At 73.3% G+C, this 25,131-nt stretch carries 21 protein-coding genes; 10 read left to right on the top strand and 11 right to left on the bottom strand.

Annotated features, from left to right (window positions below; translation table 11 throughout):
- The first annotated feature begins 275 nt into the window (after positions 1–275).
- From AB0C73_RS01590 to AB0C73_RS01580, 3 genes are all read left to right on the top strand, one after another.
- Positions 276–1,493, top strand: a complete 1,218-nt coding sequence (locus tag AB0C73_RS01590) for an AAA family ATPase (RefSeq protein WP_362523352.1) — start codon at positions 276–278, stop codon at positions 1,491–1,493.
- Entirely contained in the window at positions 1,490–2,752 is a 1,263-nt protein-coding gene (locus AB0C73_RS01585; protein ID WP_362523350.1) for a VWA-like domain-containing protein, read from the top strand. Before AB0C73_RS01590 ends, AB0C73_RS01585 begins: the two co-directional genes overlap by 4 nt.
- A 131-nt stretch (positions 2,753–2,883) precedes the next feature.
- Complete coding sequence (locus AB0C73_RS01580) at positions 2,884–3,759, top strand: sporulation protein (RefSeq protein WP_362523348.1); 876 nt, start codon at positions 2,884–2,886, stop codon at positions 3,757–3,759.
- On the opposite strand, the gene AB0C73_RS01575 is transcribed toward AB0C73_RS01580, so the two are convergent.
- The 7 genes from AB0C73_RS01575 to AB0C73_RS01545 form a co-directional block, all read right to left on the bottom strand.
- Positions 3,717–4,853, bottom strand: coding sequence for an acyl-CoA dehydrogenase family protein (locus AB0C73_RS01575; protein ID WP_362523346.1), 1,137 nt, complete (start codon positions 4,851–4,853; stop codon positions 3,717–3,719). The two genes, AB0C73_RS01580 and AB0C73_RS01575, sit on opposite strands and share 43 nt — an antisense overlap.
- Positions 4,850–6,940, bottom strand: a complete 2,091-nt coding sequence (locus AB0C73_RS01570; RefSeq protein WP_362523344.1) for a biotin carboxylase N-terminal domain-containing protein — start codon at positions 6,938–6,940, stop codon at positions 4,850–4,852. The genes AB0C73_RS01575 and AB0C73_RS01570 overlap by 4 nt, the downstream gene beginning before the upstream one ends.
- Positions 6,941–6,951: 11 nt before the next feature.
- Entirely contained in the window at positions 6,952–8,556 is a 1,605-nt protein-coding gene (locus AB0C73_RS01565; RefSeq protein WP_362523342.1) for a carboxyl transferase domain-containing protein, read from the bottom strand.
- Positions 8,553–10,274 carry an acyclic terpene utilization AtuA family protein gene (locus AB0C73_RS01560; RefSeq protein ID WP_362523340.1) on the bottom strand — a complete coding sequence of 574 codons (1,722 nt, stop codon included), beginning with the start codon at positions 10,272–10,274 and terminating at the stop codon, positions 8,553–8,555. Before AB0C73_RS01560 ends, AB0C73_RS01565 begins: the two co-directional genes overlap by 4 nt.
- Positions 10,271–11,062: a TIGR03084 family metal-binding protein gene (locus AB0C73_RS01555; RefSeq protein WP_362523338.1), complete on the bottom strand. Its 792-nt coding sequence runs from the start codon at positions 11,060–11,062 to the stop codon at positions 10,271–10,273. The genes AB0C73_RS01560 and AB0C73_RS01555 overlap by 4 nt, the downstream gene beginning before the upstream one ends.
- A 248-nt stretch (positions 11,063–11,310) precedes the next feature.
- A complete protein-coding gene (locus tag AB0C73_RS01550) occupies positions 11,311–11,910 on the bottom strand; it encodes a DinB family protein (RefSeq protein WP_362523336.1) in 600 nt (199 codons plus the stop codon).
- A gap of 50 nt (positions 11,911–11,960) precedes the next feature.
- Complete coding sequence (locus AB0C73_RS01545) at positions 11,961–12,950, bottom strand: EamA family transporter (RefSeq protein ID WP_362523334.1); 990 nt, start codon at positions 12,948–12,950, stop codon at positions 11,961–11,963.
- 150 nt (positions 12,951–13,100) lie between these two features.
- On the opposite strand from AB0C73_RS01545, the gene AB0C73_RS01540 reads away from it, so the two are divergent.
- From AB0C73_RS01540 to AB0C73_RS01530, 3 genes are all read left to right on the top strand, one after another.
- A complete protein-coding gene (locus tag AB0C73_RS01540) occupies positions 13,101–14,036 on the top strand; it encodes a LysR family transcriptional regulator (RefSeq protein ID WP_362523332.1) in 936 nt (311 codons plus the stop codon).
- Positions 14,037–14,069: 33 nt separating this feature from the next.
- Positions 14,070–14,993: a hypothetical protein gene (locus AB0C73_RS01535; protein WP_362523330.1), complete on the top strand. Its 924-nt coding sequence runs from the start codon at positions 14,070–14,072 to the stop codon at positions 14,991–14,993.
- 83 nt (positions 14,994–15,076) lie between these two features.
- Positions 15,077–15,718 carry a DNA alkylation repair protein gene (locus AB0C73_RS01530; protein ID WP_362523857.1) on the top strand — a complete coding sequence of 214 codons (642 nt, stop codon included), beginning with the start codon at positions 15,077–15,079 and terminating at the stop codon, positions 15,716–15,718.
- Between the two features lie 18 nt (positions 15,719–15,736).
- Here AB0C73_RS01530 and AB0C73_RS01525 read toward each other — a convergent pair whose 3' ends face one another.
- The gene (locus AB0C73_RS01525; protein WP_362523328.1) at positions 15,737–16,294 is read right to left on the bottom strand and encodes a MepB family protein; all 558 of its coding nucleotides are present in this window, start codon (positions 16,292–16,294) and stop codon (positions 15,737–15,739) included.
- Positions 16,295–16,423: 129 nt separating this feature from the next.
- On the bottom strand, positions 16,424–17,203 hold the full coding sequence (locus AB0C73_RS01520; RefSeq protein ID WP_362523327.1) for a helix-turn-helix domain-containing protein: 780 nt from the start codon (positions 17,201–17,203) through the stop codon (positions 16,424–16,426).
- A gap of 245 nt (positions 17,204–17,448) precedes the next feature.
- On the opposite strand from AB0C73_RS01520, the gene AB0C73_RS01515 reads away from it, so the two are divergent.
- From AB0C73_RS01515 to AB0C73_RS01505, 3 genes are read left to right on the top strand one after another with little or no spacing between them, the layout of a single operon-like run.
- A complete protein-coding gene (locus AB0C73_RS01515) occupies positions 17,449–18,120 on the top strand; it encodes a DUF4097 family beta strand repeat-containing protein (protein ID WP_362523325.1) in 672 nt (223 codons plus the stop codon).
- Between the two features lie 26 nt (positions 18,121–18,146).
- Positions 18,147–19,124 (top strand): ATP-binding cassette domain-containing protein, encoded by a 978-nt coding sequence (locus tag AB0C73_RS01510; protein WP_362523323.1) that lies wholly within the window; start codon positions 18,147–18,149, stop codon positions 19,122–19,124.
- On the top strand, positions 19,121–19,918 hold the full coding sequence (locus AB0C73_RS01505; RefSeq protein WP_362523321.1) for an ABC transporter permease: 798 nt from the start codon (positions 19,121–19,123) through the stop codon (positions 19,916–19,918). Before AB0C73_RS01510 ends, AB0C73_RS01505 begins: the two co-directional genes overlap by 4 nt.
- A 15-nt stretch (positions 19,919–19,933) precedes the next feature.
- On the opposite strand, the gene AB0C73_RS01500 is transcribed toward AB0C73_RS01505, so the two are convergent.
- On the bottom strand, positions 19,934–22,690 hold the full coding sequence (locus AB0C73_RS01500; protein ID WP_362523855.1) for an FAD-binding and (Fe-S)-binding domain-containing protein: 2,757 nt from the start codon (positions 22,688–22,690) through the stop codon (positions 19,934–19,936).
- Positions 22,691–22,900: 210 nt separating this feature from the next.
- On the opposite strand from AB0C73_RS01500, the gene serC reads away from it, so the two are divergent.
- Positions 22,901–24,019: a phosphoserine transaminase gene (serC, locus tag AB0C73_RS01495; RefSeq protein ID WP_362523319.1), complete on the top strand. Its 1,119-nt coding sequence runs from the start codon at positions 22,901–22,903 to the stop codon at positions 24,017–24,019.
- A 69-nt stretch (positions 24,020–24,088) separates the two neighbouring features.
- On the opposite strand, the gene AB0C73_RS01490 is transcribed toward serC, so the two are convergent.
- Positions 24,089–25,114 (bottom strand): WD40 repeat domain-containing protein, encoded by a 1,026-nt coding sequence (locus AB0C73_RS01490; protein WP_362523318.1) that lies wholly within the window; start codon positions 25,112–25,114, stop codon positions 24,089–24,091.
- Between the last annotated feature and the right edge of the window lie 17 nt (positions 25,115–25,131).

Below are 25,131 nucleotides of genomic sequence, written 5' to 3'. Positions count from 1 at the left end.
ACCGACCTCACAGACCTGACCCGGCCCGACCGACCTGACTGGTCCGACGACCCGACCTGACCCGGCCAGACCGACCCGGCCTGAGCCCACCTGACCAGCCTGGCTGACCCGCCCGGCCCGACCTCACCCGGCCCGACGCAGCCGACGCAGCCCGACCTGCCCGACCGACCTGGCTTGGCCCCGCCCGACCGGCCCGGCCGCGCCGGCCCCGGGCCGGACACCCGCGCCCTCCCCTTCCCCTCCCCCCTCCCTCCTCACACACCACGGTGACCCTTATGACCACATCCGTCCTGCTCGCCGCCCCTTCGGAGATGGACGTCGCCACCGACCTCCTCGCCCTCCTCCGCGACACCCGCACCGAGCCCCGCCCCGACCCCCAGCTGGAGGCCCTGACGCTCGCCGTCGCCGCCGACCTGCCCGTACTGCTGTGGGGTGAGCCGGGCATCGGCAAGACCGCCGCGCTCAATCAGCTCGCCGAGTCGCTCGACCTGCCGCTCACGACCGTGATCGCGAGCGTCCACGAGCCGTCCGACTTCTCCGGTCTGCCGATCGTCGGCGACGACCCGGCCGAGCAGGGTGTGCCCCTCGCGCCGCCGGACTGGGCGGTGCGGCTGGTCCGGGCCGGGCGTGGGCTGCTGTTCCTGGACGAGCTGTCCACGGCCACGCCCGCCGTGCAGGCGGCGCTGCTGCGCCTCGTCCTGGAGCGGCGGATCGGCTCGCTCCGACTGCCCTCCGGCGTACGGATCGTGGCCGCCGCCAATCCGCGGGCCTCGGCCGCCGACGGGTGGGAGCTGAGCGCGCCGCTCGCGAACCGTTTCGTGCATCTGCACTGGGCGCACGACCACGAGGTGGTGGTACGGGGCCTCGGCGGCACCTGGCCGCGCGCGACGCTGCCCCGGCTCGACCCCGGGCGGCTGCCGGAGGCGGTGGACTTCGCGCGGCGGGCGGTGACCGGGCTGCTGGCCGCCCGGCCCACCCTCGTACACCGGCTGCCGAACAGCGAGGCCGGCAAGGGCGGCGCGTGGCCGTCGCCGCGCAGCTGGGACATGGCGCTGTCGCTGATCGCGTTCGCGACGGCGGCCGGGTCCACCCGGGACGTGCTCGCGCAGCTGGTGCGCGGGACGGTCGGCGACGGGCCCGGGCTCGAACTCCTCGCCTGGATCGACCGGATGGACCTGCCCGACCCCGAGGCGCTGCTCGCCGATCCGCTCGGCGCGGAGCTGCCGGAGCGCGGGGACCGGCGCCAGGCGGCCCTGGAGGGCGTGGTGGCCGCGGTCAACGCCCGGCCGGAGCAGGCGCGTTGGGACGCGGCCTGGGAGCTCCTCGTACGGGCGGCAGAGACGGGCGCGCCGGACCTGGTGGTGGTACCGGCCACGACGCTCGCCGCGCTGCGGCGCGAGGACTGGGAGGTGCCGGCGGCGATCGAACGCCTCGCGGGTGTGGTGGACGTGTCGCGGCGCGCGGACCGCGTGACGGCGGGTGCGGCGCGATGAGCGCCCCGGCCCCCACCCCCGTGTCCGCTGATACGGGTGTCCCGCTCGACCGGGAGAAGCTGTACGCCGCGCGTCTGCGGGCCGTCCGGGCCCGCCCGTACCTCGCGACGGCGCTGTTCGCGCTGCGCGTGGTCGAGTCGCGGCGGGTGCCGACGATGGCGGTCGACCGGTACTGGCGGTGCTACGCCTCGCCGGGCTTCGTGGCGCGCACGCCGGTCGAGGAGCTGGCCGGGGTGTGGGTGCACGAGGTGGCGCATCTGATCCGCGACCACCACGGGCGCGGCGACCGGCTCGCCCGCCGGGAGGGCTTCGACGGGCCCGCCGACCGGCTGCGGCTCAACATCGCCGCGGACTGCGAGATCAACGACGACATCTATGGGGACGGGCTCGACGAACCGGAGGGGGTGGTCACCCCGGCGCTGCTCAACGTGCCCAAGGACGAGCTGATGGAGGACTACGTACGGCGGATCCGCCTGGAGTCGCTGCCGGGCGGCCTGCATCTGTGGCTGGACTGCGGCAGCGGCGCCGACGGGCTCGAACGGGAGTGGGACCTGGGTCCTGACGACGCGGACGGGCTGAGCGCGCAGGAGCAGGACGCCGTGCGCTTCCGGGTCGCGCAGGCGCTCACCGGGCGGCCGGGGAGCGAGCCGGCGGGCTGGCGGCGCTGGGCGGAGGAGGCGTTCCAGCCGACGCAGCCGTGGCGGCAGTTGCTGGGTTCGGCGATCCGCGCGGCGGTGGGCGGGAGCGGCTCGGGCGACGACCACAGCTACGGGCGCCCCTCGCGCCGCTCGGTCGCCCTGCCCGGCACCGTCCTGCCGAGCCTGCGGCGCCGGCCGCCCCGGGTCTCGGTGGTGATCGACACCTCGGGCTCGGTCAGCGACGCCGAGCTCGGCAGCGCGCTCCTGGAGGTGGTCGCCATCACCCGGGCGGTCGGCGGGCGCCGCGACCTCGTCCGCGTGGTGTCCTGCGACGTCGCCGCCCGCATCGCGCACCCGCTGTGCGCGGCGGAGGGCATCCCCCTGATCGGCGGCGGCGGCACCGACCTCCGCACCGGCTTCAGAGCCGCCCTGCGCACCCACCCCCGCCCGGACGTCGTGGTCGTCCTCACCGACGGCCAGACCCCCTGGCCCGCCACCGCCCCACCCTGCCGCACCGTCGTGGGCCTGTTCCCCCGCCCGTACTACCGCCTCCGCCCGGGCGACGACGGCTACGTCCCGGACACGCCACCGGAGTGGGCGCGGACGGTACGGATCGGGTGAGCGCCGCGCATCGACCGGCCCGCCCAGCCCCGGCCCGGCCAGCCCCGCCCAGCCCCGCCCAGCCCCGCGGGCGCCAGGACGAACAGCACATTCAGCCCTCGCATGCGCGTTCGGGCGATTAGCCTGCGCGCATGGTGTTCAAGAGACTGTGGGGCAAGGGCGGGGGCGGCAGCGGGATTCCGCTGTGGGTCGACACCGTCATACCGGACGAGCCGGTGCAGCCGGGAGGGCTGCTGCGCGGGGAGATCGTGCTGCGCGCGCCCGACCGTGACGTGCGCGTGCGGGCCGTGAAGGTGAAAGTCGTCGTCAACGCCTCGCCCGCGCTCGGCAAGAACGCCGAGGTGGACACGGAGTCGGGCGACGCGTTCGCGGAATTCTGGGCGAGCAGCGACTTCACCGTGGAGAAGGGCCAGGAACGGCGGGTGCCGCTCCTGTACCGGCTGAGGTGGGAGAGCCCGGTCTCCGAGGTGTGTGGGAAGCGGCTCGACGGGGTGCGGCTCGCCGTGTACACCGAGGTGGAGTCCGACGGGATCGAGGAACGGACGGACAGCGACCCGCTGCGCATCGGCGCGACGCCGCTGCACGAGACCGTCCTCGACGCCTTCGCCGCCGCGGGTTACACCTGCAGCAGCGCACAGGTCGACTACGCGGAACGCATTCCGCGCACCGAGTACTTCCTCTACCTGCGGCAGAGCTTCCGCCTCATCGACACGCTCGCCGTGACCGGGCCGGACCGCCCGCAGCACCTGGAGGTCAACTTCCACTCCAACGCGGTGGGTTGTGAGATCTTCGTCCGCAAGGCGGCCCTCTTCCAGAAGAGATGGGCCGAGAAGCCGCCCTACGAGCGCTACACGGCCGCACACCACGAGGTCGGCCAGGCCGACTTCGAGGCGAAGGTCCGGCAGTGGATCGACGAGGTCGCCGCCCTGCCCGAGAAGCGCGAGGACCCCAGGATCGTGCGGGTTCAGTACGACTTGGGCAGCCCCAGGGTCTGGTGCGACACGTAGTTCAGGATCATCTCGCGGCTGACCGGGGCGATCCGGGCCACCCGGGCCGCCGTGATCAGGCGGGCCAGGCCGAACTCCTTGGTGAGGCCGTTGCCGCCGAGGGTGTGGACGGAGGTGTCGACGGCCTTCACGCAGGCCTCGGCGGCCGCGTACTTCGCCATGTTGGCCGCCTCGCCCGCGCCCAGGTCGTCGCCCGCGTCGTACAGGGCGGCGGCCTTGGCCATCATCAGGCGGGCGAGTTCCAGCTCGATGTGGGCCTGGGCGAGGGGGTGGGCGATGGCCTGGTGGGCGCCGATCGGGGCCTTCCAGACCTGGCGCTCCTTGGCGTACTTCACCGCCTGCGCGAGGGCGTAGCGGCCCATGCCGATCGCGAAGGCGGCCGTCATGATCCGCTCCGGGTTGAGCCCGGCGAAGAGCTGGAGCAGGCCCGCGTCCTCGTCGCCCACCAGCGCGTCCGCCGGGAGGTGCACGTCGTCGAGGGTCAGCTCGAACTGCTTCTCGTTGGCGTCGAGTTCCATCTCTATGTGGCGGCGCCCGAAGCCCGGCGTGTCACGCGGCACGATGAACAGGCAGGCCTTGAGGTTGCCCGTGCGGGCGTCGGACGTACGGCCGACGATCAGCGTCGCGTCGGCGATGTCGACGCCCGACACGAAGACCTTCCGGCCGTTGAGGACCCAGCCCTCCTCCGTGCGCGTGGCGGTCGTCGTGATCCGGTGGGAGTTGGAGCCCGCGTCGGGCTCGGTGATCCCGAAGGCCATGGTGCGGGAGCCGTCCGCGAGGCCCGGCAGCCACGCCCGCTTCTGCTCCTCCGTGCCGAAGCGGGCGATCACCGTCCCGCAGATCGCGGGCGAGACGACCATCATGAGGAGCGGGGCCCCGGCCGCGCCCGCCTCCTCCAGGACGATGGACAGTTCGGTCATGCCGCCGCCCCCGCCGCCGTACTCCTCGGGCAGGTTGACGCCGAGGTAGCCGAGCTTGCCGGCCTCCGCCCAGAGCGTGGCCCGGTCGAAGCCGGGGCCGTGCCGGTGGCCGAGGGCGGAGACGGCGGCGCGGAGGGCGGTGAGTTCCGCCGATTCGATGAGGCTGCTGCTCATACGGGGTCTTCCTCCTGGGCTTCGGTCGATACGTCGACGGGCGATACGACGGCCGACGATTCGGCGGCGGGCGATACGACGGCGAGCAGGGCGCCGACCTCGACCTGGCGGCCGGGAGCGGCGTGGAGCGCGGTGAGCGTGCCGGAGGCGGGTGCGGTGACCCGGTGTTCCATCTTCATGGCCTCCAGCCACAGCAGGGGCTGCCCGGCCTCCACCCGGGCGCCGGCGGCCAGACCGTCGGCGATCCGGACGACGGTGCCGGGCATCGGCGCGAGCAGCGAGCCCGGCTCCTGCCGTTCGGTGGGGTCGGTGAAACGGGGGCGGGCGGCGAGGCGGTGCGGGCCGACGTGGACGACCCCGCCGGGGTAGCGGGTGACGTCGAAGTCCCGTACGACACCGTCGGCTTCGAGGCGTACGCGGTCCTGCGCGGCGGACACGCACACCACCCCCTCGGGGGCGGTGACCTCGTAGCCGCCGGTACGGGTCGGGCGGTACCGGACCTCGTACGCGCCCCCGGCGCCCCCGGCCCCCTCGTACGTCCTCGTCTCGTCCTGCGAGCGCACGTTCCGCCAACCGCCCCCGAAGCGGCCCGCGTGACCGGCCGCCTCCGCGAGCGCCGCCGCCACCGCGGCCTGCTCCGCCCCGGCGCGCGGCGCGGCCACGGCCTCCAGATTCCGGTCGTAGAAGCCGGTGCCGAGACGGGCCGGGGCCGTGAAGTCGGGGTGCCGGAGGGACGCGACGAGCAGGTCCCGGTTGGTGGCGGGGCCGTGGAGCCGGGCCCGTTCCAGGGTGCGGGCGAGGAGGCGGACGGCCTCGGCGCGGGTGGGCGCGTGGGCGACGACCTTGGCGAGCATGGCGTCGTAGTGGACGCCGACGGTGTCGCCGGAGGCATAGCCGGTGTCGACGCGCACGCCGGGTCCGGCGGGGAAGTCGACGGCGTGCAGCGGGCCGGTCTGCGGGGTCCAGCCGCCGGCCGGGTCCTCGGCGTAGAGCCGGGCCTCGACGGCGTGCCCCCGGGCGGGCGGAGGGTCGGAGGGCAGCATCCGGCCCTCTGCGACGCGCAGTTGGAGGGCAACGAGGTCGATCCCGTACACCGCCTCGGTGACCGGGTGCTCGACCTGCAGGCGGGTGTTCATCTCCAGGAAGTGCGCCCGGCCGTCCGCGACCAGGAACTCGACCGTGCCCGCGCCGACGTAGCCGACGGCCTTCGCGGCCGCAGCCGACCGCTCGTACAGCTCGTCCACGAGCGCGGCCGGAAGGGCGGGCGCCGGGGCCTCCTCGATGACCTTCTGGTGGCGGCGCTGGAGGGAGCAGTCGCGGGTGCCGAGGGTCCAGACGGTGCCGTGGGTGTCGGCGAGGACCTGCACCTCGACATGCCGGCCGTCCTCCACGTACGGCTCGACGAACACCTCGCCGTCCCCGAAGGCGCTCAGCGCCTCCGCCGAGGCGGCCTTCGACTCCCCCTCCAGGTCGCCCAGGTGGCGGACGACGCGCATGCCGCGGCCGCCACCGCCGGCCGCCGCCTTCACCAGGACGGGGAGATCGGCCTCGGTGACCTCGGCCGCCGTCAGGGGCTCGATGCCGAGAAGCTCCTTCGCCCGCGTCTTGGACGCCATCGCCTCGATCGCGGCCGGCGGCGGCCCGACCCACACCAGGCCCGCCTCGGTCACCGCCCGCGCGAAGTCCGCGTTCTCGGACAGGAAGCCGTAGCCGGGATGCACGGCGTCGGCACCCGCCGCGAGCGCCGCCTTCACCACCAGGTCGCCGCGCAGATACGTCTCCGCGGGCGTCGCCCCCGGCAGCCGTACGGCCGCGTCCGCCTCCCGTACGTGCAGGGCGCCGGCGTCCGCGTCGGAGTACACGGCGACGGTGGCGATGCCCAGGTCACGGCAGGTGCGGAAGACGCGGCAGGCGATCTCGCCGCGGTTCGCGACGAGGACGGAGGAGATCGGTCCTCCACCGCTGGACGTCGGCTCGGTGGCGGTCAGGTCGGTGGCGGTCAGGTCGGTCATGGTCTGCTCGGTCATGGCCGGCTCGGTCGCCGTCAGGTCGGTCGCGGTCAGCTCGGTCGTGGTCTGCTCGGTCATCAGCTCAGGCCTCACATTCGGAAGACGCCGAAGCCGCCGCGCGCGCCCTCGACCGGTGCCGTGTGGATCGCGGACAGGCAGAGGCCGAGGACCGTGCGCGTGTCACGCGGGTCGATGACCCCGTCGTCGTACAGCCGCCCGGACAGGAACATCGGCAGCGACTCGCTCTCGATCTGCGCCTCGACCAGCGCGCGCAGCCCGGCGTCCGCCTCCTCGTCGTACGGCTGCCCCTTCGCCGCCGCCGACGCGCGCGCGACGATCGACAGCACGCCCGCGAGCTGCTGCGGGCCCATGACGGCGGACTTGGCGCTCGGCCAGGCGAAGAGGAAGCGCGGGTCGTACGCGCGGCCGCACATGCCGTAGTGCCCGGCGCCGTACGACGCGCCCATGAGGACGGAGAGGTGCGGGACCTTCGAGTTCGAGACCGCGTTGATCATCATCGCGCCGTGCTTGATGATGCCGCCCTGCTCGTACTCCTTGCCGACCATGTAGCCGGTGGTGTTGTGGAGGAAGAGCAGCGGGATGTCGCGCTGGTTCGCCAACTGGATGAACTGCGCGGCCTTCTGGGACTCGGCGGAGAAGAGCACGCCCTGCGCGTTGGCGAGGATGCCCACCGGGTAGCCGTGCAGCCGTGCCCAGCCGGTGACCAGGCTCGTCCCGTACAGCGGCTTGAACTCGTCGAAGTCGGAGCCGTCGACGATCCGGGCGATCACCTCGCGCGGGTCGAACGGGGTCTTGAGGTCGCCGGGCACGATGCCGAGCAGCTCGTCCTCGTCGTACTTCGGCGGCTCGACCGTCCAGCGGTCCGGATCGGGGTGCGCCTTGCGGTGGTTGAGCCGGGCGACGATCCGGCGGGCCTGGCGCAGCGCGTCGGGCTCGTCCAGGGCGTAGTGGTCGGCGAGCCCGCTGGTGCGGGCGTGCATCTCGGCGCCGCCGAGGGACTCGTCGTCGCTCTCCTCCCCCGTCGCCATCTTCACCAGCGGCGGGCCGCCGAGGAAGACCTTCGAGCGCTCCTTGATCATCACGGTGTGGTCGGACATGCCGGGGACGTAGGCGCCGCCGGCCGTCGAGTTGCCGAAGACGACCGCGATCGTGGGGATGCCGGCGGCGGAGAGCCTGGTCAGATCGCGGAAGAGCGCCCCGCCGGGGATGAAGATCTCCTTCTGGGAGGGGAGATCGGCGCCGCCGGACTCGACGAGCGAGATCACGGGGAGGCGGTTGGCGAAGGCGATCTCGTTCGCCCTCAGGGCCTTCTTCAGGGTCCACGGGTTGGACGCGCCACCGCGCACGGTCGGGTCGTTGGCGGTGATCAGGCACTCGACGCCCTCGACGACCCCGATGCCCGTCACCAGGGACGCCCCTACGGGATAGTCGCTGCCCCAGGCGGCGAGCGGCGACAGCTCCAGGAACGGCGAGTCGGGGTCGACGAGCAGCTCGATCCGCTCGCGGGCGAGCAGCTTGCCGCGCTTGTGGTGCCGGGCCGTGTACTTCTCGCCGCCGCCCGCGAGCGCCTTGGCGTGCTCGGCGTCGAGCGCGGCCAGTTTCTCCAGCATGGCGGCGCGGTGGGCCGCGTAGTCGGGTCCGCCGGTGTCGAGGGCGGAGGCGAGCACGGTCACAGGAGATCCTCCGGTACGTCGAGGTGGCGCGAGCGCAGCCACTCGCCGAGAGCCTTGGCCTGGGGGTCGAAACGGGCCTGGGAGGCGACGCCCTCGCCGAGGATCCCGGTGACGGTGAAGTTGAGGGCGCGCAGATTGGGCAGGACGTGCCGGATGACAGGCAAGTCGACGGTCTCCGGCAGGAGTTGCTTGAACGTGTCCACGGTGAGGGTGTGCGCGAGCCAGCGCCACTCCGCCTCCGTGCGCACCCAGACGCCGACGTTGGCGTCCCCGCCCTTGTCGCCGCTGCGGGCTCCGGCGACGAGGCCGAGGGGGGCCCTGCGCGTCGGCCGCCCGTGCGGCGGCGCCGGCGGCAGGTCCGGCTCCGGTACGGGTTCCAGGGCACGGGTCGTCGGCGGTACGGGCACGGGGGCGCGGGTCCCGTCGGGGAGCACCGCCGTGTGCGGGACCTCGCCGACGGGGACGTACACGGCGTCGAAGACCCCGTAGGGGGCACCCTTGCCCGGCGGGGCGGTCACATGGAAGCCGGGGTAGGAGGCGAGGGCGAGTTCGATCGCGGCCCCTGTCAGGGTGCGGCCGACCTTCTCGGGGTCGGGGTCGCGGACGACGAGGCGGAGCAGGGCGCTCGCGGTCTCCTCGGTGCCGGCGTCCGGGCGGTCGGTGCGGGCGAGTTCCCAGCGCACCTCGCCGGGCGCCGACGTGGCGCCGTTCGCCTCCAGCGCGTCGGTGATCTGCGCCTTGACCAGCTCCGCCTTCGCCTCGATGTCGAGGCCGGTGAGGACGAACACGACCTCGTTGCGGAAGCCGCCGAGCCTGCTGAGCCCCACCTTGAGCGTCGGGGGCGGGGCCTCGCCCCGTACGCCGTCGATCCGGACGCGGTCGGGGCCCTCCTGGGTGATCCGGGCGGTGTCGAGGCGGGCGGTCACGTCGGGCCCGGCGTAGCGGGCGCCGCCCGTCTCGTACAGGAGCTGGGCGGTGACCGTACCGAGGTCGACGAGGCCGCCGGTGCCGGGGTGCTTGGTGATGACCGCGCTGCCGTCGGCGTGGAGTTCGGCGACGGGGAAGCCGGGGCGGCGTACGTCGTGTCCGGTGAAGAAGGCGTAGTTGCCGCCGGTGGCCTGGGTGCCGCACTCCAGGACGTGCCCGGCGACGACCGCGCCCGCGAGTTCGTCGTACGCCTGCGGGCCCCAGCCGAAGAACCACCGCGCGGGCCCGGTGACGAGCGCCGCGTCCGTGACCCGGCCGGTGACGACGACGTCCGCGCCGGCGGCCAGGCACGCGGCGATCCCGGCGCCGCCGAGGTAGGCGTTGGCGGCGAGGACGCCGTCGCCGCCGGCCGGCAGCTGGTCGGCCGACAGCCGGTCGCCCTCGACGTGGGCGATCCGTAGCGGCAGGCCGAGCTTCGCGGCGAGGGCGCGCAGGGCGTCGGCGAGTCCGGCGGGGTTGAGGCCGCCCGCGTTGGCGACGATCCGGGTGCCGCGCTCGTGGGCGAGCCCGAGGCCCTCCTCCATCTGGCGCAGGAAGGTCTTGGCGTAACCGGCGGCGGGGTCCTTGAGCAGGTCGCGGCCGAGGATGAGCATGGTGAGCTCGGCGAGGTAGTCGCCGGTGAGGACGTCGAGGCGCCCCTCGTCCCCTCCCCCGGTGAGCATCTCCTTCACGGCGTCGAAGCGGTCGCCGTAGAAGCCGGAGGCGTTGCCGATCCGCAGGACGCTCTTCACGCGTCCCCCTTGGCGGCGCGGCCCTGGCCCGCCGGGCCCGCGAAGGCCTGCGCGATGCCCAGCCACTCCTCCGCGTCGGCGCCGACGGCGGTCAGCGCGGTGTCGGCGCGGTGGGCGCGCTGGGTCACGAGCAGGCAGAAGTCGAGCGCGGGGCCGGTGATCCTCTGGGCCGCGTCCTCGGGGCCGTACGTCCACGACTCGCCGCTCGGCGCGGTGAGTTCGACCCGGAAGGGCTCGGCGGGCGGGGTGAGCCCGCGCACGAGGTACGCGTAGTCCCGGGCCCGCAGCCCGATCCAGGCCACGTGCCGCAGCCGGGCGGTCGGCTGTCGTACGACTCCGAGGGCGTCGGCCACGTCCTGGCCGTGTGCCCAGGTCTCCATCAGGCGCGCGGTCGCGAGCGAGACGGCGCTCATGGCGGGCCCGTACCAGGGGAAACGCGTCCCGGGCGGCGCCTCGGACAGGATCTGGTGGAGTCGCTCCCGGCCCTCGCGCCAGCGGGCGAGGAGTTCGGCGGGCGGCAGGGCCGCGCCCTCCTCGGCGCCGTCGTCGACGAAGCGGTCGGGCGCGGCGAGCGCCTTCTCGGTCTCGGCGGCGAAGGCCTCGGGGTCGGTCGCGGCGAGCAGTGCGGCGTCGTCGGTCCAGGCGAGGTGCGCGATCTGGTGGGCGACCGTCCAGCGCGGGGCGGGCGTGGGCAGGGCCCACTGCTCGTCGGTCAACTCCCTGACCAGGGCGTCGACTTCCTCACTCTCGGCACGCAGGTCGGCGAGGACGACGGCGGGGTCGGACACGGTGCGCTCCCCTCGGGGGACGGGCGGGTCACGGAGGTGCGTGAGGAGCATGGCAGCCGGGCCAGAAACAATCAAGCGTGCTTGCTTTAGATTTTGCGGGCGGTTTCGGAGGGCCGGGGAACGGGGGGAACGCCGGAGGGCCGGGGAACGGGGGGAACGCCGGAGGGCCGGGGAACGGGGGGAACGCCGGAGGGCCGGGGGGTGCCGGCCCCCGGCCCTCCTCACGTGCGCCCTTGCGGGCCTGACCCCTACTGGCCGACCCGCCCGTCGACGCACTCGCGCAGCAGGTCCGCGTGCCCGCAGTGACGGGCGTACTCGTCGACGCGGTGCACCATCAGCTCACGGATCGCGATCTCGTCCGGACCGACGCGTTCGCCGAGGTCGGCGTACTCGGCGAGGGCGGCGTCCGTGGCGGCCTGCTCGCGCTCCAGGTCACGGAAGGCCTCCTCGACCACGGCCGGGTCGGCGACGGCACCGTGGAAATCGGCGTCCCGCGCCCCGTACAGCTTCGGCATCCGCCGGTCCGCGCCGAGCCAGCCGCGCCAGTCGCGCTCGACCTCGGCGAGATGCCGTACGAGGCCGAGCAGCGACATGGTCGACGGCGGGACGGAGCGGCGGGCGAGCTGCTCGGCGTCCAGGCCCTCGCACTTCATGCGGAGGGTGAGGCGGTAGTCGCGGAGGAAGTCCTGCAGGGTCGCGAGCTCCCCGTCCGGGCCGGGGCCCTGCTTGTCGCGGGGGTCGTCGTCGGGGTCGGCCCACATGTCGGGGTAGACGGTGGCCACGGTCCAGCGCTCGGGGGTCTCGTCGGTCTCGTCGGTCTCGCGGGATTCGAATTCGCGTGCGGTCATGCCCGCATCGTGGTACGCAACGGCCCGCGCCCGCCACCGAGTTGTTCTGGCTAATCGCCTGCGCGGCCGCCGACCTGGGTCCGTACCGCGCCCATGCTCGCCGCGATGACGAGGGCGATGGCGAGCGCGTCCGTCAGGCCGAGGGACTGGTGGAGGACGAGGAAGCCGGCGGTGGCGGCGATGGCCGGTTCGAGGCTCATGAGGATGGCGAAGGTGGGGGCGGGGAGGCGGCGCAGGGCGAGGAGTTCGAGGGTGTAGGGCAGCACGGAGGACATCAGCGCGACCGCGAGGCCGAGCCCGATGGTCGAGGGCACGAGCAGCCTGTCGCCCGCCGAGACGATGCCGAAGGGGAGGCTGATGACCGCGCCGACACCCATCGCGAGCGCGAGTCCGTCCGCCTGCGGGAAGCGGCGGCCGGTGCGGGCGTTGAAGACGATGTACGTGGCCCACATGGCGCCGGCGGCGAACGCGCACACGACACCGACCGGATCGAGGCCGTCGAGACCGCCGCCACCGCCGCCGCCACCGCCGCCGGCGAGGCCGCTGAGGAGGGCGACGCCGACGAGGGCGAGTCCGGCCCAGAGGAGGTTCATCAGACGGCGGGAGGCGAACACGGAGAGCGCGAGCGGGCCGAGCACTTCGAAGGTGACGGCGGCGCCGAGCGGGATCCGCTCGGCGGAGAGGTAGAAGAGGATGTTCATCCCCGACATGGCGGCGCCGAAGGCGAGCACCGTGCCCCAGTCGGCGCGGCTGTAGCCGCGGACCTTGGGGCGGCAGACGACGAGCAGGACGAGCGCGGCGAGCATGAGCCGCAGGGTGACGACACCGAGGGCGCCGGCCCGGGGCATGAGGAGGACGGCGACGGCGGACCCGAACTGGACGGAGAGGCCGCCGGCGACGACGAGGGCGACGGGGCCGAGGCGGGTGGACCGGGCGGGGCGGGCGGTGGCCGCCCGGGGTGCGTGGGGCGCGGCCGGGGCGGCGGGTGCCGGGGCGGCTGCCACAGGGCCGGCGGTTATGTCCTTGACCGGGCTGTCCACCGGCGTGCTCCTTGTCCTGGCGCGTGAGGGGAAGTCCACAGTACTGAACCTTGGAGTCCAGAGTAATGGACCACCGGCTCGGGCGCAGAACCCTTTTCCCCGGTACGGTTCCCTCCGCTTCACGCTACGAGCCTCCGCGCGGCACCGGAAATGCCGATTGCGCTGCGGTTATGCTCCGCACGCATGAGCCGCACCAGCATCGAGGTCCGCCATCTGCGCTGCTTCCTCGCCATCGCCGAGGAGGGCAACCTCACCCGGGCCGCCGCCCGCCTCCACCTCACCCAGCCCGCGGTCTCACGGACGCTCGCGGCCCTGGAGAAACACCTGGGGGCGCGGCTGGTGGACCGTTCGACGCATCATCTGGCGCTGACGGCGGAGGGGCGGGCGTTCCGGGAACGGGCGACGGCGGCGGTAGCCGCGTTCGAGGCGGCGGTGGATCCGGGGCGGCTGCGGCACCGGCCGCTGCGGCTCGGGCACGCGTGGTCGGCCTTCGGCCCGTACACCACTCCCCTGCTGCGCCGCTGGCGGCGCGAGCATCCCGAGACCCCGCTCGAACTCCTCCGCATCGACGACCGCACCGCCGGCCTGTTGCGCGGCGAGGTGGACGCGGCGCTGCTGCGCGGGCCGGTGGACGTGCCGGGCCTGGCGACGGAGGAGCTGCTGCGGGAGGCGCGGGTGGCGGCGCTGCCGGCGGACAGCGCACCGGCCGGGCGCGCGGAGCTCGCCCTCGCGGACCTGGCGGGCGAGACGGCCGTCCTCAACACGGTCTCCGGTACGACGACCCTCGACCTCTGGCCGCCGGACCAGCGCCCCCGCTCGACCCTGACGGTCGCCAACACCGACGACTGGCTGGCCGCCATCGCCGCCGGCCGCGGCATCGGCGTCTCCTCCGCCTCCACGGCCGCCCTCCACCCCCACCCGGGCGTCACCTACCGCCCCCTCCGCGACGCCCCGCCCCTCCCCGTCGTCCTGGCCTGGCGCCCGGCGGCCCCGCACCCGGCAACGGCGGCGCTGCTCGCGCTGGCGCGCGAGATCGTACGGGAGAGCGAAGATCACCACACGGGTAGTCATATGCCGGATGCATAGCGCGAAGTGAGGGCCGCGCCCTACGTTCACGGCATGGTCAGCTCACCGCACGAAGCGTCGCACCGGATCTTCCAAGACCGTCCGGAGTTACTGTCGCCGGTCTTCCGGCTCCTCGGCGTACCCCTGCCGGCCGCGGCGAAGGTCGAGGTCCTCACCCCCGACACCACCGAGATCCGCCCCTTGGAACGCCGCGTGGACAGCGTCCTGCGCGTCGAGCCGCCCGACGGCGACGGCTTCCTCCTCGCCATCGAGGCCCAGGGCAGGCGGGACCCGGACAAGGCGTCGAGCTGGACGTACTACCTCGGATATCTGGGCGCGAAGCACGGCCTTCCCGTGCTGCTCCTCGTGGTCTGCCAGGACCCCGCCACGGCGCGGTGGGCCGCCGGGCCCTTCCGCAGTGGCTACAGGGACTGGACGGCGATCAGCGTTCATCCGCTCGTCCTCGGCCCCGACAACGTGCCGATCATCACCGATCCCGCCGTGGCGGTCCAGAACCTCGCCATGACGGCCTTCTCGGCCCTCACTCATGGCAGGAGTCCGGAGGCTCCGGCCATACTGGATGCCCTGGCGACGGCGCTGGGGTCGGCCGACCGGGACTCCATCTCGTACTACTCCGAATTCATGGAAATCGGCCTGGGCGACACCCTGGCCAGGGACATCTGGAGGAAACTCATGGCTACGGTCAGCTACTTCCCCGGCCGAGGCACCCTCGTGGAGGAGACATACCTCAAGGGCAAGGCCGATGGCGAGGCGGAGGGCAAGGCGGAGGGCAAGGCGGAGGCCTTGTCGGAAGCCGTTCTGCGCGTGCTCGCGGCCCGAGGTGTAGAGGTCCCCGAGGAGGCGGCCGGCCGGATCACCGAGTGCACCGACCTGGGGACGCTCGACTTGTGGCTCGACCGGGCGGCCACCGCCACGCGTGTGGAGGAGCTGTTCACCCCTGAGACGCCAGAGAGGTAAGGGCGCACCGTTCCGTACGCTGGAGGGCGCGCGCGGTGGAGTGAGGCGAGGAGGCCGGCGGGGACGTGGACGTGGACGAGGTCATGGCCGAGCTGGCCGCCCTGGAGGATCCCAAGGCGCGCGCCGTGAACGAGCGGCACGGGGACGATCACGGGGTGAACCTCGGGAAGCTGCGGGCGCTCGCCAAACGCCTGAAGACGCAGCAGGAGCTCGCACGCGAGCTCTGGGCCACGGACGACACCGCCGCGAAGCTGCTCGCGCTGCTGATCTGCCGGCCGAAGGACTTCGGACGCGACGAGCTGGACGGGATGCTGCGCACCGCCCGTACGCCCAAGGTGCAGGACTGGCTCATCGGGAACGTGGTGAAGAAGAGCCCGTACGCCGAGGAGCTGCGGGTGGCGTGGTCCGCCGACCCGGATCCGGTGGCGGCCGCCGCCGGGTGGACACTGACCGCCGACCGCGTCGCGAAGAGGCCGGCCGGTCTCGATCTGCCGAGGCTGCTCGACGTCATCGAGGCGGACATGCAGGACGCCCCCGACCGCCTCCAGTGGGCGATGAACACCACCCTCGCCCAGATCGGCATCGAACACGCCGGGCTACGCGCCCGCGCCGTCGCCATCGGCGAACGCCTGGAGGTCCTGAAGGACTACCCGACCTCCCCCGGCTGCACCTCCCCCTACGCGCCGGACTGGATCGCCGAGATGGTCCGCCGCCAGGGCTCCTGAGCGGAGGAGCCCGTTCACTCAGTGGCCGGACGCCCCGGCTCGCAGGGGTGCCTGTGGGTGGTAGAGGGTGCGGGCGCGCGTCAGGTCTGCGGGTGTGTTCCGGCCGAGGTCGAGGAAGTGGTTCACCTGCCATCGCTGGGTACTGCGGGCCTGCCGGTTGGTCGTGGTCACCCACGGCGGATAGACGCGGAAGCCGCGCTTCCCTCCGCAGCCGCCGCGGGAGACGATGTCGTGCTCGCACAACACCTCGCGTGGGAACACGAACTGCCCGAAACCGGTGTCGTCGCGGCTGCTGATGACGAAGAGGTCCACCCCGTCGTCGGCGTCGAAGGGCCGGATCGGCCCTTCAGCAGACCGCTGCCACACGGTGACGAACTGACCCACCTTCGTCGGGGTGGTCTTGCCCACGCGGAACCGGACCGAACGGCCATCGACCGTGAACGCGCACGCCGCGTACTCGGCGCTCTCCGATTCGGGCACCGGCAGCGAGCAGACGAAGCCACTCGGGTCGTACACCCGGGCCTTCGCCGCCGACAGGTCGTCGTGAAGGCCCGTCCACAGCCGATTCGTCTCCATGCGGTCATCCTGTCACCGCGTCCGTGCCCGCCGCTTGGGCTCGGCCGGAGCCTTGGGGCGTGGCGCCGGGTGGGCGCCCTATGCTCCGGTCGCCCCACGTGACCGCGCTCGTCCCCACGGCCGGGGGCCTTACCGCTCCCCCTCCGACGGGGGCACCTCCTGCGGCTGCGGCTGCGGCTGCGCCTGCGGCGGCTGCGCGTACAGGATGTCCCGCGCCTGTTCCGCCGCCCTCGTGATGCTCTCCGAGATGAAGTCGAGGAAGCGCGCGATGTTCTCCAGGCGCGCCGCCGCCGGGGTGCCCGCGCCGTAGACGCCGACGCCCTCCCGTGCCGTCTCGGCGAGCCGGGTGTTGGCGCGGGCGCTGGCCATCGTCGACTCGTACCAGACGTCGGCGTCCACGAAGTAGCGGTCGCGGCGCCGTTCGTCGCGCTCCCGCCGCACCAGGCCCTGCTCCTCCAGGAAGGCGACGGCCTTGGAGACGGAGGCCGGGCTGACGTGGAGGTGCTGGACGAGTTCGGCCGCGGTGATGCCTTCCGTGTCGCTGAGCAGCAGGCGGCCGAGGATCTGGGCCGACATGCGGTTCATGCCCGAGGCCATGAGGACGGCGGTGAAGGTCTCCTCGTACGCGCGCACCTCCGCCGCGTCGCGGCCGTACGGCTGCTCGGGCGCGGTCCGCGCGTCGCGCGGCGCGGCGGCGGCCGGCGGGTGGCCGCGCCGGGCGCGGTGGCCGGTGGCGCGCTGGGCGAGGTCGGCGCGGTAGCCGGCGGGGCCGCCGTTGCGCATGACCTCGCGGGTGACGGTCGAGGTGGGGCGGTCGAGGCGCCGGGCGATCTCCGCGTAGGCGAGGTCGTCGGCCAGACCCTGGGCGATCTGCTGACGTTCCTGCTGGGTGAGCCTGCCTCCCGGCATGTCCTGCCTCCTTCGTACCCGTCCCGCTCCGTGGTGAGCCCACCTTAGCGTTCACCTTCACCTCATTGCAACGCACCCCGCTCCTGACGTTGCATTAGACGTCAGAGTCGTTGCAATGATTTAGCCCATCTGGCCTGCAATTACTGGGATTCACGGCAACAAGCCTGTTGCCGCAACCATGAACGCAACGTAGCGTTTCCCATGTCAGAAAACAGAAACGCACCACACGAACCCAGGAGCTCACCATGCAGAAGTTCGCCACCACCACCCCCGTCTCCGTCGTCCTCGACGTCCCCGCCGGCCACGTCCGCCTCATCGCCGCCGACCGCTCCGACGCCACCGTCGAGGTCCGCCCCGAGAACGCCGGCAAGAGCCGCGACGTCAAGGCCGCCGAGCAGACCGAGGTCTCCTTCGCCGACGGGGTCCTGCGGATCACCGGCCCCCAGGGGAAGAACCAGGCCTTCGGCCCGTCCGGTTCGATCGAGGTCACCGTCCAGCTGCCGGCCGGCTCCCGCGTCGACGCCAAGGGCGCCGCGCTCGACCTGCGCGGTGTCGGCCGCCTCGGCGACGTCGCCTGCGAGGCCGCGCAGGGCCCGGTCAAGCTCGACGAGGCCGCGAGCGCGCGGATCGCCCTCCAGGCCGGCGACATCACCGTCGGACGCCTCGGCGGCGACGCCGAGATCAGCACCCAGATGGGCGCCCTCCACATCGCCGAGGCCGTCCGGGGCGCCGTCTCCCTGCGCGCCGGCAAGGGCGACATCACCGTCGGCGCCGCCCGCGGGGTCTCCGCCTCGCTGGACGCCGGCACCTCGTACGGCCGGATCCACAACTCCCTCAGGAACAGCGACGGCGCCGCCTCCGCGCTGACCGTCCACGCCACCACCTCCCACGGCGACATCACCGCCCGCAGCCTCTGAGACCGGACCCCGAAGGAGAACGCACCATGACCGACCTGGCCATCGCGGCGAACGGACTGCGCAAGTCCTACGGCGACAAGACCGTCCTCGACGGGATCGACCTCGCCGTCCCGGAAGGCACGATCTTCTCCCTGCTCGGCCCCAACGGCGCCGGCAAGACCACCGCGGTCAAGATCCTCTCCACCCTCGTGTCCCCCGACCCCGCGAGCGGCCCGATCCGCGTCGGGGGCCACGACCTCGCCGCCGCCCCGCAGTCCGTACGGGCCGCGATCGGCGTCACCGGGCAGTTCTCGGCCGTCGACGGGTTGATCACCGGCGAGGAGAACATGCTCCTCATGGCGGACCTGCACCACCTCTCCCAGCGCGAGGGACGGCAGGTCGTCACCGACCTGCTGGCGCGCTTCGACCTCACGGAGGCCGCGAAGAAGCCGGCCTCCACCTACTCCGGCGGCATGAAGCGCCGCCTCGACATCGCCATGACGCTGGTCGGCAGCCCGCGGATCATCTTCCTCGACGAGCCGACCACCGGACTCGACCCGCGCTCCCGCCACGACATGTGGCAGATCATCAGGGAACTGGTCTCCGGCGGCGTCACGGTCTTCCTCACCACCCAGTACCTGGAGGAGGCCGACGAACTCGCCGACCGGATCGCCGTGCTCCACGGCGGCCGGATCGTGGCCGAGGGCACCGCCGAGGAGCTGAAGCGGATCGTGCCCGGCGGGCATGTACGGCTCCGCTTCACCGACCCGGAGGCGTACGGGGCGGCCGCCATCGCCCTGTCCCGGGCCGCGCGCGACGACGAGTCCCTCACCCTGCAGATCCCCAGCGACGGCACCCAGCGCGAACTGCACGCCCTGCTCGGCGAGTTGAACGGCGCCGGCATCGAGGCCGACGAACTCACCGTGCACACCCCCGACCTCGACGACGTCTTCTTCGCCCTGACCAGCAGCACGGCTCAGGAAATCCCCTCCCAGCACACCCCGACCGAGGAGAACGCCCGATGAGCACGAGCACCCTGTCCCTCGCCGCGCGCGACTGCTCCACCATGCTGCGGCGCAACCTCCTGCACGCCCGGCGCTATCCGTCCCTCACACTGAACCTGCTGCTCACGCCGATCATGCTGCTCCTGCTGTTCGTCTACATCTTCGGCGACACCATGAGCGCGGGCATCGGCGGCGGCGGCGCCGACAGAGCGCGGTACATCGCCTACCTCGTGCCCGGTCTGCTCCTCATGACCATCGGCAGTACGACGATCGGCACCGCGGTCTCCGTCGCCAACGACATGAGCGAGGGCATCATCGCCCGCTTCCGCACCATGGCGATCCACCGCGGCTCGGTGCTCGTCGGGCATGTCGTCGGCAGCGTGCTGCAGTCGGTGGTCAGCGTGGTCCTGGTCGGCGCCGTCGGTGTGGCCATCGGCTTCCGCTCCCACGACGCCTCGGCGCTCGAATGGCTCGCCGCGCTCGGCCTGCTGGTCCTCTTCGCCACGGCGCTCACCTGGATCGCCGTCGGCATGGGCCTGATCAGCCCCAACGCGGAGGCCGCCAGCAACAACGCCATGCCGCTGATCTTCCTGCCGCTGATCTCCAGCACCTTCGTCCCGGTCGACGCGATGCCGGGCTGGTTCCAGCCGATCGCCGAGTACCAGCCCTTCACCCCGGCCATCGAGACCCTGCGCGGACTGCTCCTCGGCACCGAGATCGGCCACAACGGCTGGCTCGCCGTCGGCTGGTGCGTCGGCCTCGCGGTCCTCGGCTACTTCTGGTCGACGGCCACGTTCGACAAGGACGCGCGGTAGCCCTGCGAAGGGCCGCTACCGGTCCAGCTCCTCCGCAAGAACCTCCGCCAGATGGCGCACGTGGTACTCCGGTGCCAGGTGCGCCATCTGCGTTCGGCAGGAGAAACCGTCCGCGAGGACGACCGCGTCGTGCGGCGCCGCCCGCAGCGCGGGCAGAAGCTGGTCCTCCGCGCACGCCACCGACACCGCCTGATGCCCCGGCTCGAAGCCGAAGTTGCCCGCGAGACCGCAGCAGCCTCCCGCCAGCTCCCCTTCCAGGCCCGCCCTTTGCCGTAGCCGCCGGTCGGCCGCGTCTCCGAGCACCGCGTGCTGATGGCAGTGGGTCTGGCCGGTGACGGGGCGGTCCGCGCGGGGCGGGACCCAGCCGGGCGCCAGCTCCTCCAGGGCCTCCGCGAACGTCCGTACGGAGGCGGCGAGTCGGGCGGCACGAGGGTCGTCCGGCAGCAGCTCGGGCAGATCGGTGCGCAGGGTCGCCGCACAGGACGGCTCAAGGACCACCACCGGCAGATCCGGGAGATCCGGGAGATCCGGCCGATCCGGGAGATCCGGGAGATCCGGGAGATCCGGGGCGAGCTCACCGAACACCACGTCCAGCGTCCGGCGCATCACCCGGCGCGCCGCGCCGCGCCGCCCCGTCGAGACATATGTGAGCCCGCAGCAGACCTTCCCCGGCGGCAGCGCCACCCCCAGGCCGGCCGCCTCCAGGACCCGTACCGCCGCGGCCCCCACCTGCGGGGCGAGATGGTCGGTGAAGGTGTCCGGCCACAGCGTCAGCGCCGGCGGGCGGCCGGAGGCCCGCTCCCCGAACCACGACACGAACGAGCGCTCCGCGACCCTCGGCAACTCCCGCTCCGGCGCCACCCCCGCGAGGCGGGCTGCGAACGGCAGGCCCATCGCCACGTTGAGACCGGTCCCGAACCGGTCGAGAAGGCGCGGAAGCCCGCCCATCGTCCAGTGCGAGCGCGGCCGCCGCCACGGCCGGCCCGCGTAATGGCCCTCCAGGAAACGGGACTTGTACGCGGCCATGTCGACGCCCACCGGACAGTCGCTGCGACAGCCCTTGCAGGACAGGCACAGATCGAGCGCCTCGCGCACCTCCTCCGACCGCTCCCCGTCGGTGATCAGCTCCCCGAGCGCCATCTCGTGCAGCAGTCGTGCCCGCCCGCGCGTGGAGTGCTCCTCCTCGCCCGTCGCCCGGTACGAGGGGCACATCACGCCCGGCCCCGAACTCGGGCCCTCCACCCGGCACTTGGCGACCCCGACGCACCGCGCCGCCTCCCGCCCGAGGTCCGCGACCGGGCCCACGACCGGCAGCCCCTCGAACCGCAGCCCGGAGTCCAGCGGCTCGGGCCGTACGAGCATCCCCGGGTTCAGGCCGCCGTCCGGGTCCCACAGGTCCTTGACCGCGCCGAAGAGCCCGACCAGCTCGTCCCCGTACATCTTCGGCAGCAGCTCCGCCCGCGCCTTGCCGTCACCGTGCTCGCCGGAGAGCGAGCCCCCGTGGGCCACGACGAGATCGGCCACCGCCTCGGAGAACCGGCGGAAGTCCCGTACCCCGTCGCCTGAATACAGGTCGAAGTCGATCCGTACGTGCACGCAGCCGTCACCGAAGTGCCCGTACGGGATCCCCCGGAGGCCGAATTCGGCCAGCAGGCCCCGGAACTCCCGCAGATACGCCCCGAGCCGGGCCGGCGGCACCGCGCAGTCCTCCCACCCCGGCCAGGCCGACCCGCCGTCCGGCATCCGGGTCGCCGTCCCCGCCGCGTCCTCCCGGATCCGCCACAGCGCCCGCTGCCCGGCCGGGTCCGTCACCACGACCGCGTCGAGCGCGTCCGCCGCCCGCGCCAACTCCCGTGCCGCGCCCGGCCCGTCCACCTCGCAGAACAGCCAGGCCGCGCCCTTCGGAAGCCCCGAGGCCCCCCGTACGAGATCGGCGGCCATGCCCTCCACGGTCAGCGGACCGTACGGCAGCAGGCCCGCCGCCGCGTCGGCGGCCGCGCTCTCGTCCGCGTACCCGAGGACGACGAGCACCGGCTCGGCGGGCAGCGGCACGAGCCGTACCTCGGCCTCCGTGACGACGCCCAGCGTGCCCTCGCTGCCGCAGAGGGACCGGGCGACGTCCGCGCCCCGCTCGGGCAGCAGCGCGTCGAGCGCGTAACCCGAGATCCGGCGCGGAAGACCCGCCGGATAGCCCGTCCGGAGCAGCGCGAGATGCCGTCCGACCAGCTCCCGCAGTCCGGCGGGCGCGCCCTGCCCGTCCTGCCCGGCGCGCAGCCGCCGCCCGTCGTACGTGACGACGTCGAGGGCGCGCACGTTGTCGGCCGTCGTCCCCCAGGCGACGGAGTGCGCGCCGCACGCGTTGTTGCCGATCATGCCGCCGAGGGTGCAGCGGGAGTGCGTGGACGGGTCGGGGCCGAAGGTGAGGCCGTACGGGCGGGCCGCCGCGCGCAGCCGGTCGAGGACGAGCCCGGGCCGGACGACGGCGGTCCGCGCCTCCGGGTCGAGGGACACGAGGCCGTCCATATGGCGCGTGAAATCGAACACGACACCCGTTCCGGTGGCCTGCCCGCCGATCGACGTACCGCCGCCGCGCGCGACCACCGGCACCCCGTGCTCACGGCAGACGGCGAGCGCGGCGACCACGTCACCGGCGTCGCGCGGGGCGACGACACCGAGCGGGACCCGCCGGTAGTTGGAGGCGTCCATGGAGGTCAGGGCGCGGGCGGTGACGGAGAAGTCCACGTCGCCGGCGTCGGCGACGGCGGCGCGCAGTGCCGCCGCGAGGTCTCCGGCGGGCCCGGACTCCGGGCCTGCCTTCGCGCCCGACGTGCCCGACCTGCCCGACCGGCCCTTCTTTCCCGTTCCCGTACGCGCTCCCGTACGTGCTTCGTGTGATCCCACGACTACCCAGTGTCTCAGTCTTCGTCTCATCCGGCGGACATGCCTCTGCCCCGATCCGCCCGAACCGATACGCTCCGCCTCGTGGCCGATATCCAGATTCCCGCTGACATGAAGCCCGCCGATGGCCGTTTCGGCGCGGGCCCCTCCAAGGTGCGTACGGAGGCGCTGGACGCCCTGGCCGCCACCGGCACCTCTCTCCTCGGTACCTCCCACCGCCAGGCTCCGGTCAAGAACCTGGTCGGCGAGGTGCGTGCCGGGATCCGTGACCTCTTCTCGCTGCCCGAGGGCTACGAGGTGATCCTGGGCAACGGCGGCTCCACCGCCTTCTGGGACATCGCGACGCACGGTCTCATCGAGAACAAGTCGCAGCACCTCACCTTCGGCGAGTTCTCGTCCAAGTTCGCGAAGGCCGCGAAGCTGGCCCCGTGGCTGGCCGAGCCGACCGTGATCTCCGCCGACCCGGGCACCCACCCGGAGGCGGTGGCCGAGGCCGGCGTCGACGTCTACGCCTTCACCCACAACGAGACCTCCACCGGTGTCGCCACCCCGCTGAAGCGGGTCGCGGGCGCCGACGAGGGCGCGCTGGTCCTCGTGGACGCGACCTCGGGCGCCGGCGGTCTGCCGGTCGACATCACCGAGACCGACGTCTACTACTTCGCCCCGCAGAAGTCCTTCGCCGCCGAGGGCGGTCTGTGGCTCGCGGCCTTCTCCCCCGCCGCCCTGGAGCGCGCGGCCCGCATCCACGCGTCGGGCCGGCACATCCCGGAGTTCTTCAGCCTGCCGACCGCGATCGACAACTCGCTGAAGAACCAGACGTACAACACCCCGGCGCTCTCGACCCTCTTCCTGCTCAACGAGCAGCTCAAGTGGATCAACGGCCAGGGCGGTCTCGACTGGGCCGTGTCCCGGACGAAGGAGTCCTCGGACGCGCTGTACGGCTGGGCGGAGGAGTCCAAGTACGCGACCCCGTTCGTCACCGACCCGGCGAAGCGCTCGCAGGTCATCGGCACGATCGACTTCTCGGACGACATCGACGCGGCCGCCGTCGCCAAGGCGCTGCGCGCCAACGGCATCGTGGACACCGAGCCGTACCGCAAGCTGGGCCGCAACCAGCTGCGCATCGCGATGTTCCCGGCGGTCGACCCGGCGGACGTGCGCGCGCTGACGGCGTGCATCGACTACGTGATCGGCCAGCTGTAACGGTTCCAGCAGTACGAGGGCCCCGCACCGGCCGTGTCCGGTGCGGGGCCCTCTGGCGTCCCCCAGGGGTCAGCTCTTGCGGAAGACGCGCTTGAGGCCGACCACGAGGACGGCCGCGCCGGCGAGGACGAGGAAGCCGACGGTGGCGCTGCCCTTCCCGGTCTCGCCGTCGGCGGGGGCCGCCGGGGACTCGGGCGTGCCGCCCGGCGCCGCCCCGGTCGGCTTCGCCGACGAAGGCGACGAAGACGACGAAGGCCCGGATGCCCGCTCCACCCGCACCACCCGGCTGTCCTTCCCCTCCGCGCCGAACAGGAAGGCCGAGCCGTCCGGGGTGTACGTCACCGACTCCGCCTGCCCCTGGAAGGGCGCGCCGACCGAGGTGCCGTCGTCGGCGAGGCGGCCGCCCTCCCACGCGTACTCCTTGGCCATCAAGTAGCCGCGGAGCACGAGGCGGGTGCCGTCGGGCGAGAAGGCGCCGTCCGTCACCCAGGGGACGTCCCCGATGCGGTGGAAGACGTTCGTCCGGGTCGGGTCGAGGCGCTCGGGGCCGGCGTAGAGGCCGGCGCCGTTCTCCTTCTTGCTCGCGACATAGACCCGGCCGGTCTTCGGATGGACCATCAGCGCCTCGGCGTTGCGCGGCCCGTCGGCGTACTTCACGTCGTACTGGGTGGCCCGGACGGTCTGGTCGCGCAGTTCCTTCGGCTCGGGGAAGCGGTAGATCCAGACGTGGTTCCAGGAGCCGTCGAGGTTGTCCCCGATGTCACCGACGTAGATGTCCCCGTCCGGGCCGACGGAGATCGCCTCCATGTCCCGGGGCGTGCCGACCCCCTTCATCGTCAGGGTCGCGACGGTCTCCCCCGTACGGGAGTCGACGCCGTAGATCAGGGGCGCGTCCTGGTCGTTGTGCGTCCAGTAGATCCCGGGGTGGGCGCGGCTGGCGGCGAGCCCGCTGGACTCGGTGATCCGGGGATCCTGGATGGTGAAGCCCTGATCGGCATCGGCCGCGACGGCGGGGACAGCGGCGGCCAGCGGCAGGACAAGGGCGGTGACCCCCAGGGCCGTCGCCCCGAGGGCGCGCGTCACAGCAGATCGCATGCCCTCCAGCCTGCCAC

The sequence above is a fragment of the Streptomyces sp. NPDC048623 genome (genome assembly GCF_040650755.1).
Lineage (GTDB): Bacteria > Actinomycetota > Actinomycetes > Streptomycetales > Streptomycetaceae > Streptomyces.
The sequence above is the reverse complement of the archived record's forward strand: the minus strand, read 5'-3'. Positions and strand labels throughout refer to the sequence as shown.

Coding starts and splice junctions, on each gene's coding strand:
- AB0C73_RS01590 (WP_362523352.1), top strand. CDS start 276: ATGACCACATCCGTCCTGCTCGCCGCCCCTTCGGAGATGGACGTCGCC.
- AB0C73_RS01585 (WP_362523350.1), top strand. CDS start 1,490: ATGAGCGCCCCGGCCCCCACCCCCGTGTCCGCTGATACGGGTGTCCCG.
- AB0C73_RS01580 (WP_362523348.1), top strand. CDS start 2,884: ATGGTGTTCAAGAGACTGTGGGGCAAGGGCGGGGGCGGCAGCGGGATT.
- AB0C73_RS01575 (WP_362523346.1), bottom strand. CDS start 4,853: ATGAGCAGCAGCCTCATCGAATCGGCGGAACTCACCGCCCTCCGCGCC.
- AB0C73_RS01570 (WP_362523344.1), bottom strand. CDS start 6,940: ATGACCGAGCAGACCACGACCGAGCTGACCGCGACCGACCTGACGGCG.
- AB0C73_RS01550 (WP_362523336.1), bottom strand. CDS start 11,910: ATGACCGCACGCGAATTCGAATCCCGCGAGACCGACGAGACCGACGAG.
- AB0C73_RS01540 (WP_362523332.1), top strand. CDS start 13,101: ATGCCGATTGCGCTGCGGTTATGCTCCGCACGCATGAGCCGCACCAGC.
- AB0C73_RS01535 (WP_362523330.1), top strand. CDS start 14,070: ATGGTCAGCTCACCGCACGAAGCGTCGCACCGGATCTTCCAAGACCGT.
- AB0C73_RS01530 (WP_362523857.1), top strand. CDS start 15,077: ATGGCCGAGCTGGCCGCCCTGGAGGATCCCAAGGCGCGCGCCGTGAAC.
- AB0C73_RS01525 (WP_362523328.1), bottom strand. CDS start 16,294: ATGGAGACGAATCGGCTGTGGACGGGCCTTCACGACGACCTGTCGGCG.
- AB0C73_RS01520 (WP_362523327.1), bottom strand. CDS start 17,203: ATGCCGGGAGGCAGGCTCACCCAGCAGGAACGTCAGCAGATCGCCCAG.
- AB0C73_RS01515 (WP_362523325.1), top strand. CDS start 17,449: ATGCAGAAGTTCGCCACCACCACCCCCGTCTCCGTCGTCCTCGACGTC.
- AB0C73_RS01510 (WP_362523323.1), top strand. CDS start 18,147: ATGACCGACCTGGCCATCGCGGCGAACGGACTGCGCAAGTCCTACGGC.
- AB0C73_RS01505 (WP_362523321.1), top strand. CDS start 19,121: ATGAGCACGAGCACCCTGTCCCTCGCCGCGCGCGACTGCTCCACCATG.
- AB0C73_RS01490 (WP_362523318.1), bottom strand. CDS start 25,114: ATGCGATCTGCTGTGACGCGCGCCCTCGGGGCGACGGCCCTGGGGGTC.